The 14,742-nt window shown below is 58.7% G+C and carries 11 protein-coding genes; 8 read left to right on the top strand and 3 right to left on the bottom strand.

Features of this window, described 5'->3' with window-relative positions; translation table 11 throughout:
- Window positions 1–112 precede the first annotated feature (112 nt).
- The 4 genes from yajC (at window position 113) to HMPREF3175_RS09350 (ending at window position 5,801) form a co-directional block, all read left to right on the top strand.
- Window positions 113–499, top strand: coding sequence for a preprotein translocase subunit YajC (gene yajC, locus HMPREF3175_RS09365; RefSeq protein WP_070492251.1), 387 nt, complete (start codon window positions 113–115; stop codon window positions 497–499).
- A gap of 97 nt (window positions 500–596) precedes the next feature.
- Window positions 597–2,342, top strand: a complete 1,746-nt coding sequence (gene secD, locus HMPREF3175_RS09360) for a protein translocase subunit SecD (RefSeq protein WP_070492248.1) — start codon at window positions 597–599, stop codon at window positions 2,340–2,342.
- Window position 2,343: 1 nt separating this feature from the next.
- Window positions 2,344–3,339, top strand: a complete 996-nt coding sequence (gene secF / locus HMPREF3175_RS09355; RefSeq protein ID WP_070492245.1) for a protein translocase subunit SecF — start codon at window positions 2,344–2,346, stop codon at window positions 3,337–3,339.
- A gap of 179 nt (window positions 3,340–3,518) precedes the next feature.
- The gene (locus HMPREF3175_RS09350) at window positions 3,519–5,801 is read left to right on the top strand and encodes a RelA/SpoT family protein (protein ID WP_070492242.1); all 2,283 of its coding nucleotides are present in this window, start codon (window positions 3,519–3,521) and stop codon (window positions 5,799–5,801) included.
- Here HMPREF3175_RS09350 and HMPREF3175_RS09345 read toward each other — a convergent pair.
- Window positions 5,761–6,561: a hypothetical protein gene (locus tag HMPREF3175_RS09345; RefSeq protein ID WP_141739888.1), complete on the bottom strand. Its 801-nt coding sequence runs from the start codon at window positions 6,559–6,561 to the stop codon at window positions 5,761–5,763. The two genes, HMPREF3175_RS09350 and HMPREF3175_RS09345, sit on opposite strands and share 41 nt — an antisense overlap.
- A gap of 126 nt (window positions 6,562–6,687) precedes the next feature.
- A complete protein-coding gene (locus HMPREF3175_RS09340) occupies window positions 6,688–8,166 on the bottom strand; it encodes a DUF349 domain-containing protein (protein WP_070492237.1) in 1,479 nt (492 codons plus the stop codon).
- 330 nt (window positions 8,167–8,496) lie between these two features.
- On the opposite strand from HMPREF3175_RS09340, the gene hisS reads away from it, so the two are divergent.
- Together hisS and aspS are read left to right on the top strand one after the other, a co-directional pair.
- Window positions 8,497–9,858, top strand: a complete 1,362-nt coding sequence (gene hisS, locus HMPREF3175_RS09335; RefSeq protein ID WP_070492234.1) for a histidine--tRNA ligase — start codon at window positions 8,497–8,499, stop codon at window positions 9,856–9,858.
- Window positions 9,859–10,003: 145 nt separating this feature from the next.
- Entirely contained in the window at window positions 10,004–11,794 is a 1,791-nt protein-coding gene (gene aspS, locus HMPREF3175_RS09330) for an aspartate--tRNA ligase (protein ID WP_070492232.1), read from the top strand.
- A gap of 9 nt (window positions 11,795–11,803) precedes the next feature.
- Here the strand turns inward: aspS and dtd are convergent, their stop codons facing one another.
- On the bottom strand, window positions 11,804–12,244 hold the full coding sequence (gene dtd / locus HMPREF3175_RS09325) for a D-aminoacyl-tRNA deacylase (protein WP_070492230.1): 441 nt from the start codon (window positions 12,242–12,244) through the stop codon (window positions 11,804–11,806).
- 161 nt (window positions 12,245–12,405) lie between these two features.
- Here dtd and HMPREF3175_RS09320 point away from each other — a divergent pair, with 161 nt between their 5' ends.
- On the top strand, window positions 12,406–13,815 hold the full coding sequence (locus tag HMPREF3175_RS09320; protein ID WP_070492227.1) for a replication-associated recombination protein A: 1,410 nt from the start codon (window positions 12,406–12,408) through the stop codon (window positions 13,813–13,815).
- A 235-nt stretch (window positions 13,816–14,050) separates the two neighbouring features.
- Window positions 14,051–14,674, top strand: coding sequence for a 30S ribosomal protein S4 (rpsD, locus tag HMPREF3175_RS09315; protein WP_035755153.1), 624 nt, complete (start codon window positions 14,051–14,053; stop codon window positions 14,672–14,674).
- Window positions 14,675–14,742: the final 68 nt, after the last annotated feature.

The following is a 14,742-nucleotide window of genomic DNA, read 5'->3' as shown; positions in this document are numbered from 1 at the left end:
TTACTACTCCTGCTTGCCGGGGTAGGTTAGGCTAGATCGGTGTTTTCCTTGCGCCTGCAATGCGCGCGCGAGGGTGTGCAGCGATATCGATAATGTGAATTGAGGATGCCACGTGATCTCCGCGCAGCAGATTTTGGCTGAAGGTCAGCAAGGACAGGCCGGGGGTATTAGCCCTCTTCTTTTGATCATGGGCCTCATGGTCATTTTCTTGGTCTTCACGATGTTCCGTAACCGCAAGCGGATGCAGCAAGCTCAGCAGGAACGTGAGACTAAGCTCGTCCCGGGTGCAGAAGTTATGACGACCGCCGGTATCTTCGGCACGGTCGTTGACACCTTCAAAGACGAGAACAAGGTGCTCTTGGAACTATCTCCAGGCAACCGTGTCATGTTCCACGTCCAAGCGATCGCTCAGTTCCCAGAAGACAACTCGACCCCTGAGGCTTCGCAAGAGGACAACCAGGGTGACCTCGACGGTTCGGAAGGCCCAGATAAGCGCTAAGAACCAGCAGCCCAGCGTTGCGAACCGATGCACTTCACACGCTGAGGCAGATACCTAGTCTTTATTCATTCATTGCTCACGTGTGAGAGAAACCTTTATGTCAACAACTAGCCCCAAGCGGCAGGCTCGTAGCGCACTGATCTGGCTCGCGGTGATCCACCTCGTGCTGATCGGTGTGCTCATCGGTGGTGTTGTCGCAGGAAAAACTGGTGCGCTTCCTAAGCTTGCGCTGGACCTTGAGGGCGGTACCGAGATGGTGCTGACCCCTAAACTGGATGACCCGAACAAGCAGGTCACTTCCGAGCAGCTTCAGCAAGCGGTCGAGATCATTCGTCAACGCGTTGATGGCACTGGTGTTGCTGAAGCTGAGGTCACCACCCAGAACAACCAGAACATCGTGGTTGCGATGCCTGGCATCCCAGATGAGAAGACACGTAACCTCATCAAGTCTTCCGCGCAGATGCAGTTCCGGCCGGTGATCGCGGCGAACCAAGACATCACGGCGACGCCAAAGAAGGACCTCACACCGATCAAAGACATCCCAAAGCCTGAGGGTAAACCGCAGAACGGCTCTGATGATCGGTGGGTCACCCCTGAGCTTTTGCGTAAGTTCCAGGCGTGGGATTGTGCCGCTGAGCTCAATAAGAAAGACCGCACGACGTTCAAGGCTGAAGAGCCAGCTATTGCGTGTGAGATGGACCCGCCGTTGCAGGCTAAGTACCTCTTGGGTCCGGTTGAGGTTTCCGGCTCTGACATCACCGATGCCGAGGCACGTCCTGAACAGAACTCGCAGGGCTTCACGACCGGTGGTTGGGAAGTTGCGTTGACGTTCAACAACAAGGGCGCTGCGGCGTTCAAGACGGTCACCCAGCGTTTGACGTCAGCTCAGCCGCCTAAGAACCAGTTCGCGATCGTGTTGGATGGCCGCGTGGTTTCGGCTCCGCAGTCGCTGGCCGTCATTTCCGATGGCCGCTCTTCGATCACGGGTAACTTCACTCAGGAATCGGCTCAAGAACTCGCCGAGCAGCTGCGTTACGGTGCCTTGCCGATGAGCTTCAACATCCCGACCGAAACCCAGGTTTCGGCCAAGCTCGGTGCTGATCAGCTCAAGTCCGGTATGATCGCCGGCTTGATCGGCCTGGTCTTGGTGGCTGTTTACTCCTTCTTCCAGTACCGCGTTTTGGGTCTGGTGACGATGGCCTCGCTCATCATCATGGGTACGCTGACCTATCTCGCGATTGTCTTGTTGGGTTGGGGCGCGAACTATCGGTTGTCTCTGGCTGGTGTTGCCGGCTTGATTGTCTCGATTGGTCTGACAGCTGACTCGTTCATCGTCTACTTTGAACGTATCCGTGATGAGTTGCGTGAAGGCCGCAGGCTCCAGCAGGCGATCGAAACCGGTTGGAAGCGTGCCCGCCGAACCATTCTGGCTTCTAAAGCGGTCAACATTCTGGCAGCCGTTGTTCTGTACTTTGTTGCTGTGGGTAACGTCAAGGGCTTCGCGTTCACCCTGGGCCTGACAGCTGTTGCGGATATTTTCGTGGTGTTCTTGTTCACGCACCCGATGTTGCAGTTGCTCAGCCGTATGCCTTTCTTCTCTGAAGGTCACAGGCTTTCCGGTCTGGATCCGCGCCTTTTGGGCGCTGAGCCGCTGTATGCCGGGGCGGGCCGAGTGCGTGTGCGCCGGCAGAGCGGTGAAGCGAAGCAGGCCGGCAAACACGGCGGCGGGGCTAACCGTGAGGCTCAGCGTCGCATGACGATCGCTGAGCGGCGCCGGGCTGAAGAGCTTGCTGCGCGCGAGAACGGTAGGAACGCAGATACACGCAAGGTAGAGGAGAACTGACGTGGCGAAGCTAGCAGCGTGGGGTAACGAGCTCTACTCCGGTAAGCGTTCGTATCCATTCATTGGCAAGCGCAAACTCTGGTTTGCTATCGCGCTCGTTCTGATCGTGCTTTCGGTCTTGGTTCCGGTTGTGCGTGGCGGTTTCAACCTGGGTATCGATTTCCGAGGTGGCAACGAGTTCCAGGTGGCCGAGGCTCACAAGACTGACCCTAAGCTCGGTGACGACGCCGCCGGCGAGGTCGTGCCGGATAAGAACGCACGGACGACGCATCTGGCTGCGACCACGATGCGCGTCCAGACTGACCCGCTCACCGGTCAGCAAGCCGACGACTTGAAGGAAGCACTCGCGAAAGCATACGAGACGGATGCTTCGAAGGTCTCTGTCTCAGCGATTGGCCCGACATGGGGCGCTGATGTCTCACGCCAAGCGGCGATCGGTTTGGTCGTGTTCATGGTCTTGGTTGCTTTGCTGATGGCGGTGTACTTCCGGACCTGGAAGATGTCGCTTGCCGCAATCGGCGGCCTGATCGTCGTCATGATCGTTACTGCCGGGATCTATGCTGCAGTCGGTTTCGAAGTGACACCGAGTGCGGTCATCGGTTTCTTGACGATTCTTAGCTACTGTCTCTATGACACCGTGGTGGTCTTCGACAAGATCCGTGAGAATACCTCTGACGCCTCCCTCAAGTACGTCATGACCTTCGAGGAGAAGGTCAACCGTGCTGTGAACCAGACCCTGGTTCGCTCGATCAACACCTCGGTCGTTGCGATCCTGCCAGTCGGCTCGATTCTGTTCATCGGTTATTGGTTGCTCGGCGCGGGCACGCTCGGTGACCTCGCGCTTGCGTTGTTCGTCGGCATCATCGTCTCGACGTTGTCCACCCTCTTCATCCAGGCACCGCTGTACTATCAGCTGCGCAAGAACGATGAAGAGATCAAGGAGCTCGACGCTGAGGTCCATGACAACCGCAAAGATTCAGAGGCAGCGCTGGCCTGATACGCGTATTCACCACTAGCTGGGAACGGTGCCGAACGCACCGCGTGACGGAACACCTCGTGAGACTCACCGGTTCACGAGGTGTTCCGTTACTGTTCTGTGGTCTAAACTGACCCAATCACCGTATTGTGTACATACAGCCAGGCCTTGCGCTTGGTAGCAGAGGAGGAATCGCTGCCATGGCGCAACAGCGAGTGGGTGAACAGCAACCAAGGCGGGGAAGGTCGCTTTCGCGTCTGATCCGTTTCTCAGGCCGGTCAACGTTTCCGGCGGCCCCTCCCATCCTTGAGCCCCTGCTACGTACCGTGCGTGCGCAACATCCGGAAGAAGATCTTTCACTCATTACACGCGCCTACGATGTGGCTGCACGTTGGCACGAAGGCGTGAAGCGGAAATCCGGGGATCCCTACATCACCCACCCTGTGGCGGTCGCAACGATCCTTGCGGAGATGGGGCTCACTGGCCCTACGCTGGCGGCGGCGCTGTTGCATGACACGGTCGAGGACACCGAATATTCGCTTGAAGCACTGCGCAAGGACTTCGGCGATGAGATCGCTCTGCTCGTGGACGGGGTCACCAAACTCGATAAGGTCACCTACGGCGAGGCCGCTCAGGCAGAGACGGTCCGGAAGATGATCGTCGCGATGTCCCAAGACATCCGTGTACTCATGATCAAGCTTGCCGACCGAATGCATAACGCCCGCACATGGCGTTACGTCAACCCTGAATCGGCGTCCCGTAAAGCCCGGGAAACCCTCGAGATATACGCTCCGTTGGCCCACCGTTTGGGGATGAACACCGTCAAGTGGGAGCTTGAGGATCTTTCTTTCGCGGTTTTGCACCCGAAAGTGTATGAAGAGATCGTGCGCATGGTGGGCGCCCGCACGCCTGAACGTGAACGGTATCTTTCCGAAGTTCGGCAACCGATCGAGGCGAATCTCTCTGAAGAGAAGATCAACGCGGTCATCACGGGCCGGCCTAAACACTATTACTCGGTCTATCACAAGATGGTAGTCCGGAAGAAAGAATTCAACGAGATCCACGACCTCATGGGTGTTCGGATCCTGGTTGACTCCGTCAAAGACTGCTACGCGGTCTTGGGCATCATCCATTCGCATTGGAACCCGCTTCCCGGCAGGTTCAAGGACTACATTGCGATGCCTAAGTTCAACATGTATCAGTCCTTGCATACCTCCGTGATCGGTCCCGGCGGCCGTCCCGTCGAGGTGCAGATCCGCACCCACGAAATGCATAAGCGTGCCGAATACGGTGTAGCCGCACACTGGAAATACAAGCAAGGCTCTGCAGAGAACGATAAAGAAACCAACATCAACTGGCTCAACCGGTTGGTGGCCTGGCAGAAAGACACTGAGGATCCAGATGAGTTCCTCGATTCCTTGCGCTATGTCATCAACTCCGCTGAAGTCTATGTCTTCACCCCGGCCGGTGAGGTGCGTTCGCTGCCACTGGGTTCCACACCCGTGGATTTCGCCTACGCGGTCCACACGGATGTGGGGCACAGGGCCGTTGGCGCTAAAGTCAATGGGAAACTTGTTCCGTTGCATACACCGCTCAACAATGGCGATCAGGTTGAAATACTGACCTCGAAGGCAGAAAACGCCGGCCCGTCACGCCATTGGCAAGACTTTGTCGCCTCACCACGAGCCCGCACCAAGATTCGGCAATGGTTCTCCAAGGAGCGCCGCGAGGAAGCGATAGAAAAAGGCCAGGATCTGCTCTCTAAAGCGATTCGTAAGGCTGGGCTCCCGCTCCAGAAGCTCATGACGGCAGAGATCCTCACAGCGGTTGCGAAAGAGCTTCACTACAACGACATCACTGGTCTGTACGCGGGCCTGGGCGAAGGCCACGTCTCTTCCAAGAACGTGATGGAGCACATCACGAGCCTGACGGGAGAACCCGAGGTAGCTCAGCCTGAACCAGGCATGAACTTCACCTCGGACCAAAACCAGACGCGCGGCTCACAGCCGAGCTCTTCCGGGGTTATCGTCCAGGGCTCACGTGATGTTGTGGCTAAGCTGGGCCCGTGTTGCTCGCCGGTGCCACCGGATGCGATCAAAGGCTTTGTAACACGCGGCTCGGGCGTCACGGTACACCGTTCAGCGTGCCCGAACATCGCTAATCTGAGCGGTCCTGAAGCCGAGCGGATTGTCGATGTCGCGTGGGATCCTCGTTCCCACACCGTATTCACGGTAGAGATCCAGGTTGAGGCACTCGACCGGCACTCGCTTTTGAGCGACGTCACCAAAGTGCTCTCGGAGAACCACGTCAATATCTTGTCTGCGAACCTGTGGACCACCAAGGACCGGACCGCGATTTCACGTTTCCGTTTCCAGCTGGGGGAGCCGGACTTCATGAGCCATATCTTCGCTGCAATCCGCCGGATTGAAGGCGTCTATGATGTCAGCCGGGTGCTAGGTGGGGCCTCAGAAGAGCGGCGCTAATCTCCCGCAACCGCCGCCGCACGAGGGTCTGACGCTTTGTACCTAAACGAGCGAATCGATCGCTACCGTCCAACAAGCGGTCCATATCGACTGGCTTGATGTCTTCTAGCTCGAGAGTTTGTGTTACCTGATCCCCAACCGTTGGATTGGGATCCTTCAGGGTTCGTTGCCAGCCCATCGCGATACGTTCTGGAATATCACTGAGTAACCGAGCGACTCGAGGCGCTGGCACATCAGCATCGCGCGCAATCGCAGCCGTTAACTCGACAGCGACCGTCAACGGTGTCACGACCCTGACCCCTTCAACATATGCGATGTCTCGTTGGCTGAGGTTCAACGGATCGATATAAATATTGAGCCCACCAATGTTCCTGAAGCGTCTACTGTGCACGCGCGCCCGCACGTTGAGGCTCGTTGGCGGCTTGCCACCGAGCCACGCCCACAACGCAGTCTGGTGATCGAAGACCGTATTCTTGATGCCGTCTTCAGCCAAGGCCACTTGGAAACGGTAGAGTGCGGCCCACCGCACCATCGGACGGTGGCTGACCGATAAACGGGCATAGAGCGGGCCCACAACGTGGCGGATTAGGTCATCACGAAGAGCCGCCGCAAGCTCGGCTTCAGTGAGGTTCTCACGCATCGCATCCCATAAGGGAACCTCGCAGAGCCGGCTACGCGTGGCAGGTAGCGGTAGAAGATCTTTGCGAGGCGGTGGAAGATCAGGAAGAGGCAGGTCGCGATCATTCTGGGTTGGCGTCATGCATTCATGGTGCGTTCCAGCGTCCAGATACGACAAGGGCCCGGCGCTGTCCTGTGGACAACTCCAGGCCCTTGCGCTAGCGGAGATCTACCGGGGTAGGGAATCTCGAGCTACCTCAACATCTTCTTAGCCCAGTTCGGCAGCTGAACGCTTCACGGTCTCAAGCCACGCACGGCGTGCATCGAGCGCTTCCTGAGCCTTAGCGACCTTCCGCTGATCACCGCTTGCCTGGGCGCGCTCGAGGTCAGATTCCAAATCAGCGATCGCGTCTTCAAGCTGCTGCAACATCGAGTTCGAGCGAGCCTTCGTCTCCGGGTCAGTGCGGCGCCATTCGTCTTGCTCAGCTGAGCGAACAGCGTCTTCAACCTGGCGCAGGCCGGCTTCGATGCGGTGCATATCGGAACGTGGAACCTTGCCGGCAGCTTCCCAGCGGTCGCGGATCGAACCAAGTGCACGCTGTGCCTGCTTGAGGTCCTTCACTGGAAGGATCGCACGGGCCTCCTCCAGGAGGGCTTCCTTAACCTTGAGGTTTTCGGCGTACTCGGCGTCAATCTTATCGTTAGCCTTCTTACGTGCATTGAAGAACACGTCTTGGGCGGCACGGAAACGGGTCCACAACGCGTCATCGTCCTTACGCGATGCACGCGGTGCAGCCTTCCACTCGGACATGAGCTTGCGGTACTCGGCTGAGGTAGCACCCCAGTCAGTCGAGTTCTGCATGCTTTCGGCGCGGCTGATCAAGTCTTCCTTGATGCGCTTAGCTTCAGCATTGCGGTCATCGAGCTTGGAGAAGAAGGTGCGGCGGTTCTTATCGAATTTATTGCGTGCAGAGCGGAAACGCTTCCACAACTCGTCCTCGGTAGCGCGAGGCAAGCGGTGGCCGTTCTTCTGTGCGGCCTTCCACTCGTCGAAGAGTTCAGCCATGCGCTGCGATGCGCTCTTCCACTGAACCTGCTCGGCCGGTTTAGCGGCAAGGTCTTCGGCTTCTGAAACGATCTTCTCGCGGGCGGCTGTGGCTTCAGCGCGCAGCTGCTCAGCGTTGGCACGCTCGTGCTGGCGCAGGTTCTCGATCGCTACACGCAGGTTCTCGACACGGGACTCCAGCATCGCGATGTCGCCCACGACGTCGCGAGCTTTGACGCGCTCATCGATCGCGTTGAGGGCCTTCGGCATCTCAGCGGTTGGGGCTTTGGCTACAACGCGCTGTTCAAGCAACATGATCTCGCCCAGCAGCTCGTCGTATTTGCGTACAAAGTAGGCGAGTGCTTCATCTCCAGTCGCGTCAGGATATTGGCCCACTGCATGCTCATTGCCGTCAACGATCACGAACACATGACCGTCATCGGTGACTCGCGCAAACTTTCGTGCCTCTTCCAAGCTAGTGGCTGGCACCTGTGGGGCTGGGATCACCGTGTCCTTAGCGGTTTCCTTCCCTGCGATCATCGAAGGCGTAGGGGCCTTCGGGGTCGCTGGGGTTGGGGTGCTGCTTGGGGCTGGGTTCTGCTGTGCAGGCTGCGCATCTGTTGCGGATGCCTTCTCCGTGGCTTGCTGGGAGGTGTTCTCCTGTGCCGCGGTTTCCTGGGAGTGAGGCTGCTGTTCAGTCAACGGTCAACACTTTCGCTCAAGTTTTGAGACTGCCACGCCCACCGGGCCGTTGATGCCGGTGCATGGGAACGGTCCAGGGGAGAGGCACACACGTACGCACCAGATTCTACCCGGGTTTTAGCCTTGTGACATTAGTTCTGACGCAGTTGAGTGTGGACACTGAATTCTGGTGCGTTGCGCAACGCGCGTGCTCCCAGGTTCTTCCAGCTGGCTGCTGGCTTTAGAATGAGAGGCGTCTTGTGCACAGTCGTGCACGTGTGAGAGTTGCTTCCGCTGGTCAGTGCGTGAGCTGGTCAGTGCGCGAGTTTTGTTGTGAGGAGTCACGAGATCATGTCCCGTAAGTTGTCCCTAACTGGTTTTCCTGAATGGCTTCCGCAGGAGCGGATTGTGGAGAACCATGTTCTGGATACCTTGCGGGAAGTGTTTGAGCTTCACGGCTTCTCCAATATTGAAACCCGCGCTGTGGAGACGGTCGGGACGCTGCTGAACAAGGGTGAGATCGACAAAGAGGTCTATGGTGTCTCGCGTCTTGCTGACGAGTCACCTGCCAGCGTGAATGACCCGAACGCGCTTGCCCTGCACTTTGACCTGACGGTCCCGTTTGCCCGTTACGTTACGGATAACGCTGGCTACCTCACGTTTCCGTTCCGCCGCTATCAGATCCAGAAGGTGTGGCGTGGTGAACGGCCTCAGGACGGTCGTTTCCGTGAGTTCACTCAGGCGGATGTCGATGTTGTGGGCGATGGCGAACTCCCGTTGACCTATGACCTCGAGTTGGCGTTGGTGATGGCCGATGCGCTTGAGCGTTTGGAGCTGGGTGACTTCGAAGTGCGGGTCAACAACCGCAAGCTTTCCGAGGGCTTCTACCGCGGCATCGGCGTCGAGGATCCAGCGGCGGTATTGCGCGAGATCGACAAGCTCGAAAAGATCGGCGCTCAGAAGGTTCATGAGGCACTCACTGCTCAAGGGTTGAACGATGACCAGGCGCAGAAGGCGTTGAAGCTTGCCTCGATCAAGTCCGCGGACGCTTCTTTCGCCCACGAGGTTGAAGCCCTCGGGGTTGAACACGAGCTGTTGAACGAGGGACTTGCTGAGCTGAAGTCGTTGATCGAGGTCGCATCCAAGATCAAGCCTCACCGCATCGTCGCTGATCTCTCTATTGCCCGCGGCCTGGACTACTACACGGGCACTGTCTATGAGACGACATTGATCGGGCACGAATCACTCGGTTCGATCTGCTCCGGTGGCCGCTACGAATCCCTAGCCACCAAGGGTAAGAAGAACTATCCAGGCGTTGGGCTCTCGATCGGGGTTTCCCGCCTTGTATCGCGTCTGCTTGCCACTGAGCATCTGGTGGCGCACCGTGCCGTCCCTACCGCGGTGCTCATGGCACTTCCAAGCGAGGATGATTTCGCTGAAGCCGTCGAAATCGCTGAAATGCTGCGCTCCCGAGCAGTGGCGACCGAGATCATGGGTAAACCCGAGAAGTTCGGTAAACAGATCCGTCACGCTGACCGCCGAGGTATCCCGTACGTGTGGTTCATGTCCAAAGACGCTTCCGGCAACCGTGTGCACGAAGTCAAAGACATCCGTTCAGGTGAGCAGGTTACCGCCGACCCACACACCTGGATGCCGGCGCAAGTTGATCTTCGGCCCACGGTAGGCCCGAGCGCCGATGCCAGCTCGCGCTGATCAGCTATTAGACTGATTCGTAGTTAATTCATCACTGCCGACTAGGTTTCTCTGTAGACAACCGGCCCACCCCAGCGTGTACGTCGCCTAACACCGTGACGAGTGAACGTATAGCAAGGTGGACCGCTGAAAGGATTTCATCACCGTGCTCCGTACTCATGACGCCGGTTCCCTCAACGCCTCGCTCGTGGGGCAGACCGTGACGCTTGCTGGTTGGGTTGCTCGTCGCCGTGACCACGGCGGTGTCGCGTTCCTCGATCTGCGTGACGCCTCCGGTATTGCTCAGGTGGTTGTTCACGATGAGGAGACATTCTCGCCACTGCGTAACGAGTTCGTTGTGAACGTCACCGGTGAAGTCAAGGCACGCCCCGAGGGATCCGAGAACCCGAACCTCGCCTCCGGTGAGATCGAAGTTCATGCTGACACTCTTGAGGTTTTGAACGCTTCAGCAGCGTTGCCGTTCCAGGTTGACGAACACGTCGAGGTCGGCGAAGAGACCCGCCTGCAGTACCGCTACCTGGATTTGCGCCGCCCCAAGCCAGCCGCGAACTTGCGTTTGCGTTCCGAGGCCAATAAGGCTGCTCGTCGTGTGCTCGAGGAACGCAACTTCCTCGAGGTAGAGACCCCAACGATGACCCGTTCGACCCCAGAGGGAGCGCGCGACTTCATCGTTCCTGCGCGCCTTGCTCCAGGTAAGTGGTACGCGTTGCCGCAGTCGCCTCAGCTGTTCAAACAGCTACTGCAGGTCGGTGGCGTGGAGCGCTACTATCAGCTGGCGCGTTGCTACCGTGACGAAGATTTCCGTGCAGACCGCCAGCCTGAGTTCACCCAGCTGGACATCGAAGCATCCTTCGTTGACCAAGAAGACATCATCGCTTTGGGTGAGGCGATCGTGAAAGAACTGTGGAAGCTCATCGGCGTTGAAATTCAAACCCCGATCCCACGCATGACCTATCAGGAAGCGATGACCAAGTACGGCTCCGATAAGCCAGACTTGCGCTTCGATAACCCGATCACCGAACTCAAGGAGTTCTTCAAAGACACCGAATTCCGGGTGTTCCAGCAAGAATACGTCGGGGCCGTGGTCATGCCGGGCGGGGCGTCCCAGCCGCGCCGTCAGCTCGATGGCTGGCAAGAGTGGGCCAAACAGCACGGCGGCAAAGGCCTAGCTTATGTATTGGTTCAAGAAGACGGTGAGCTCACTGGCCCCGTGGCTAAGAACCTCACCGACTTTGAGCGTGAGAACCTTGCTGCGAAGGTCGGCGCGAACCCTGGAGACTGCATCTTCTTCGGGGCTGGCCCAACCAACTCGACCCGTCAGCTTCTGGGGCAAGCCCGCGTCGAAATCGCGCACCGGACCGGCATGATCAAGGACGGCGACTGGGCGTTCGTCTGGGTTGTTGATGCCCCAATGTTCATGTCCACCGCCGAAGCTGTCGCTGAGGGCGATGTCGCGGTCGGCGAGGGCTCCTGGACCGCGGTCCACCACGCCTTCACGGCACCGAAGCCTGAATTCCTCGACACGTTCGACACCGACCCGGGCTCGGCCCTGACTAACGCATACGACATCGTGTGCAACGGCAACGAGATCGGCGGCGGATCGATCCGTATCCACCGCCGTGACGTTCAAGAACGCGTGTTCAAGGTCATGGGTGTGGATGAGAAAACACAGCAGGAGCAGTTCGGCTTCCTGCTGGAGGGTTTCAAGTACGGTGCGCCCCCACACGGCGGTATCGCTTTCGGTTGGGACCGCGTGGTCTCACTGCTAGCAGGTGAAACCTCGATCCGTGAAGTCATCGCGTTCCCGAAGACCGGCGGCGGATTCGATCCACTCACCGCAGCACCGGCGGAGATCACGCCTCAGCAGCGTAAAGAAGCCGGCGTGGACGCCAAGCCTGAAAAACAGAAGAAGGGCGCTACTGAGTCTGGTCAGTAAGTGTTGCCACTAGAGAGCGAGCTCGGCTGAGTCGATGATCACGGTGACCGGCCCGTCGTTGGTGAGGGTGACCTCCATCTCGGCCCCGAACACGCCGGTTCCGACGTCCAAACCGAAACCACGGAGGGTAGCGGCGACCTCTTCATAGAGATCCACAGCAGCCTCAGAGCGGGCGGCCTTCGACCATGAAGGCCGCCTGCCCTTTCGCACATCCCCGTAGAGGGTGAAGTTGCTGACCACGATGACCGGCGCCTGCGCGGTGACCGCGGACTTTTCGGCCTCCAGAATGCGAAGGTGCGCGATCTTCGAAGCGACAGCTGCGGCTTCGGCGTGTCCGTCATCGACCGCAACCCCGAGCAGAACCACAAGTCCCTGGCCTTCAAACTCGGCCACCACCTGCCCCTCAACCACAACGCTTGCGTTCTTGACCCGCTGCACAACCGCGCGCATATCCAACCTCTCTACATCTCTTCGATAGAGCCCCGCCGTGAAGCAGCGGCGCGTTCAATACCTTGCCCTAAGCGTAACGGGACTGAGAACCGTAGGAGGCCTGTGAAGCGTAACGGCCCTGAGCCCGGGGAAGCCGGTACCCGGGGCTAGGCTTGATAGCGATGGATCTTTTCTCTTCTGCCGACGATGACACCGATGATGACCGCGACCGTGATGAGGACCGCCCGCGCCCGCGTCCGCCTCTGGCTGTCCGGATGCGTCCTAAAACGATCGACGAGGTAGCGGGGCAGAAGCATTTGTTAGAGCCGGGCTCTCCGTTGCGTCAGCTTGCACAAAGCGATGGGGGCGGTCCCGCCGGGCTGAGCTCGCTCATCTTGTATGGACCTCCAGGGGTTGGTAAGACGACCTTGGCACATGTGATCGCCAACAGTCCGCATCGCACCTTCGTTGAGGTCTCAGCTATTTCTGCTGGGGTCAAAGACGTTCGGCAGGTCATGGATCAGGCTCGTGCTGACCGTTCGATGCGCGGCACCACGACAGTGCTGTTCCTCGATGAGATCCACCGTTTCAATAAGGCACAGCAAGATGCGTTGCTGCCCGGGGTTGAGAACGGTTGGGTCGTTTTGGTGGCCGCGACCACGGAGAACCCTTCATTCTCGGTCATCTCGCCGCTTTTATCTCGGTCCCTCCTGCTCAAACTCAAGCCGCTGGAGCGAGACGATGTGCGCCGTCTCTTGTTGCGGGCGCTTGAGAACCCTCGCGGGCTCGGGAACTCTGTTGAGTTACCCGAGGATGTCATGGATCAGCTCATCGACCTATCCGGCGGAGATGCTCGCCGTGCTCTGACAAGCCTTGAGGCGGCGGCCGCGGTTGCGCTGGAACGCGCCCGCCACGAAACGCAAGACTCCGACCAACAAGCAAACACGGTGCCTGTTGTGACCCGGGAAGACGCTGAACGCGCAGTCGATACCGCTCTGCGACGCTACGACAAACAAGGGGATAACCACTACGACACCGCGAGTGCTCTCATCAAGTCGATCCGCGGTTCCGACGTCGATGCGGCCTTGCACTATGCCGCGGTCATGATGGAGGCGGGGGAGGACCCACGCTTCCTCGCCCGCAGACTCGTGATCTCTGCATCGGAAGATATTGGGATGGCCGACCCAACAGCGTTGCAAACAGCTGTTGCCGCGGCGAACGCCGTACAGCTGATAGGCATGCCGGAGGCGCGCATCGTTCTCGCCCAAGCCGTGGTTCACTTAGCGAGCGCACCGAAATCAAATGCCGCCTACCGCGCGATCGATCGCGCTATCGCCGATGTGCGCGCAGGCAAGGGAAGCGGTGTTCCGGCGCACTTGCGCGACGCCCACTATTCAGGTGCTAAAGCGCTTGGTCACGGCAAAGGCTACGTGTACCCCCACGATCACGAACTCGGGGTTGTCCCGCAACAGTATGCGCCGGATGACCTGCAAGGTATCGACTATTACGAGCCGACCCAGCACGGATTCGAGCGAACCGTATCCCAGCGCATCGACTCGATTCGTTCAATCCTGCGCAACAACGGAGCATAGATTCAGTCTGGGCTGAGTTCGAATCGGAGCAGAGATCTTCTCATGACTTAAGTTCTGGTACTTAAGATCTGATAAGCTAGACCGTTGGCTGGCAAGCCGTCCATGTGAGCGTGCCCGATGGGGCCCACTCGGTACGTGAGGCGGTTGCAGATTCGAGGAAGCGGGTTCCCTCATCTCTCCACGTGACCGGAGGCCAGAACCATGAGCTCGCAGACATACGAAAGAGGACACATTCGTGGCCAATAATCGTCAACGCAACACCGTGCGTTTGTCCCGTGCCCTCGGCATCGCTTTGACGCCGAAGGCAGAGAAGTACATGGAGCGCCGTCCGTACGGCCCAGGTCAGCACGGCCGCGCGCGCCGCCGCCAGGACTCTGACTACGCAGTTCGCCTTCGTGAGAAGCAGCGCCTGCGTGCACAGTACGGCATTCGCGAAGCCCAGATGACCCGCGTCTTCGACGAGGCTCGCCGCGAGGCTGGCCTGACCGGTGAGAACCTGATTGAGCTGCTGGAAATGCGCCTCGATGCCCTGGTTCTGCGCGCTGGTTTCGCACGCACCATCCAGCAGGCACGCCAGCTGGTTGTTCACCGCCACATCCTGGTCAACGGCCAGATTGTTGACCGCCCATCCTTCCGCGTGAAGGAAGGCCAGCTCATCCACGTGAAGGAGCGCTCTGAGAAGACCGTTCCATTCCAGATGGCTGCCCAGGGTGAACACGCCGCCGTTCTGCCGGCTGTCCCTGAGTACCTGGACGTCAAGCTGGATCAGCTGCAGGCTAAGCTCGTGCGCCGCCCTAAGCGCGCTGAGGTCCCTGTTCAGTGTGAAGAGCAGCTCGTCGTTGAGTACTACGCTCGCTAATCTTTAGTAGCCGATGCCGCGGTTCCGTTATCAACGGGACCGCGGCATCGTTCTTATCTGCTGGTCAT

Source organism: Arthrobacter sp. HMSC08H08 (assembly GCF_001807575.1).
Taxonomy (GTDB): Bacteria; Actinomycetota; Actinomycetes; order Actinomycetales; family Micrococcaceae; genus Pseudoglutamicibacter; species Pseudoglutamicibacter albus.
The sequence above is the reverse complement of the archived record's forward strand: the minus strand, read 5'-3'. Positions and strand labels throughout refer to the sequence as shown.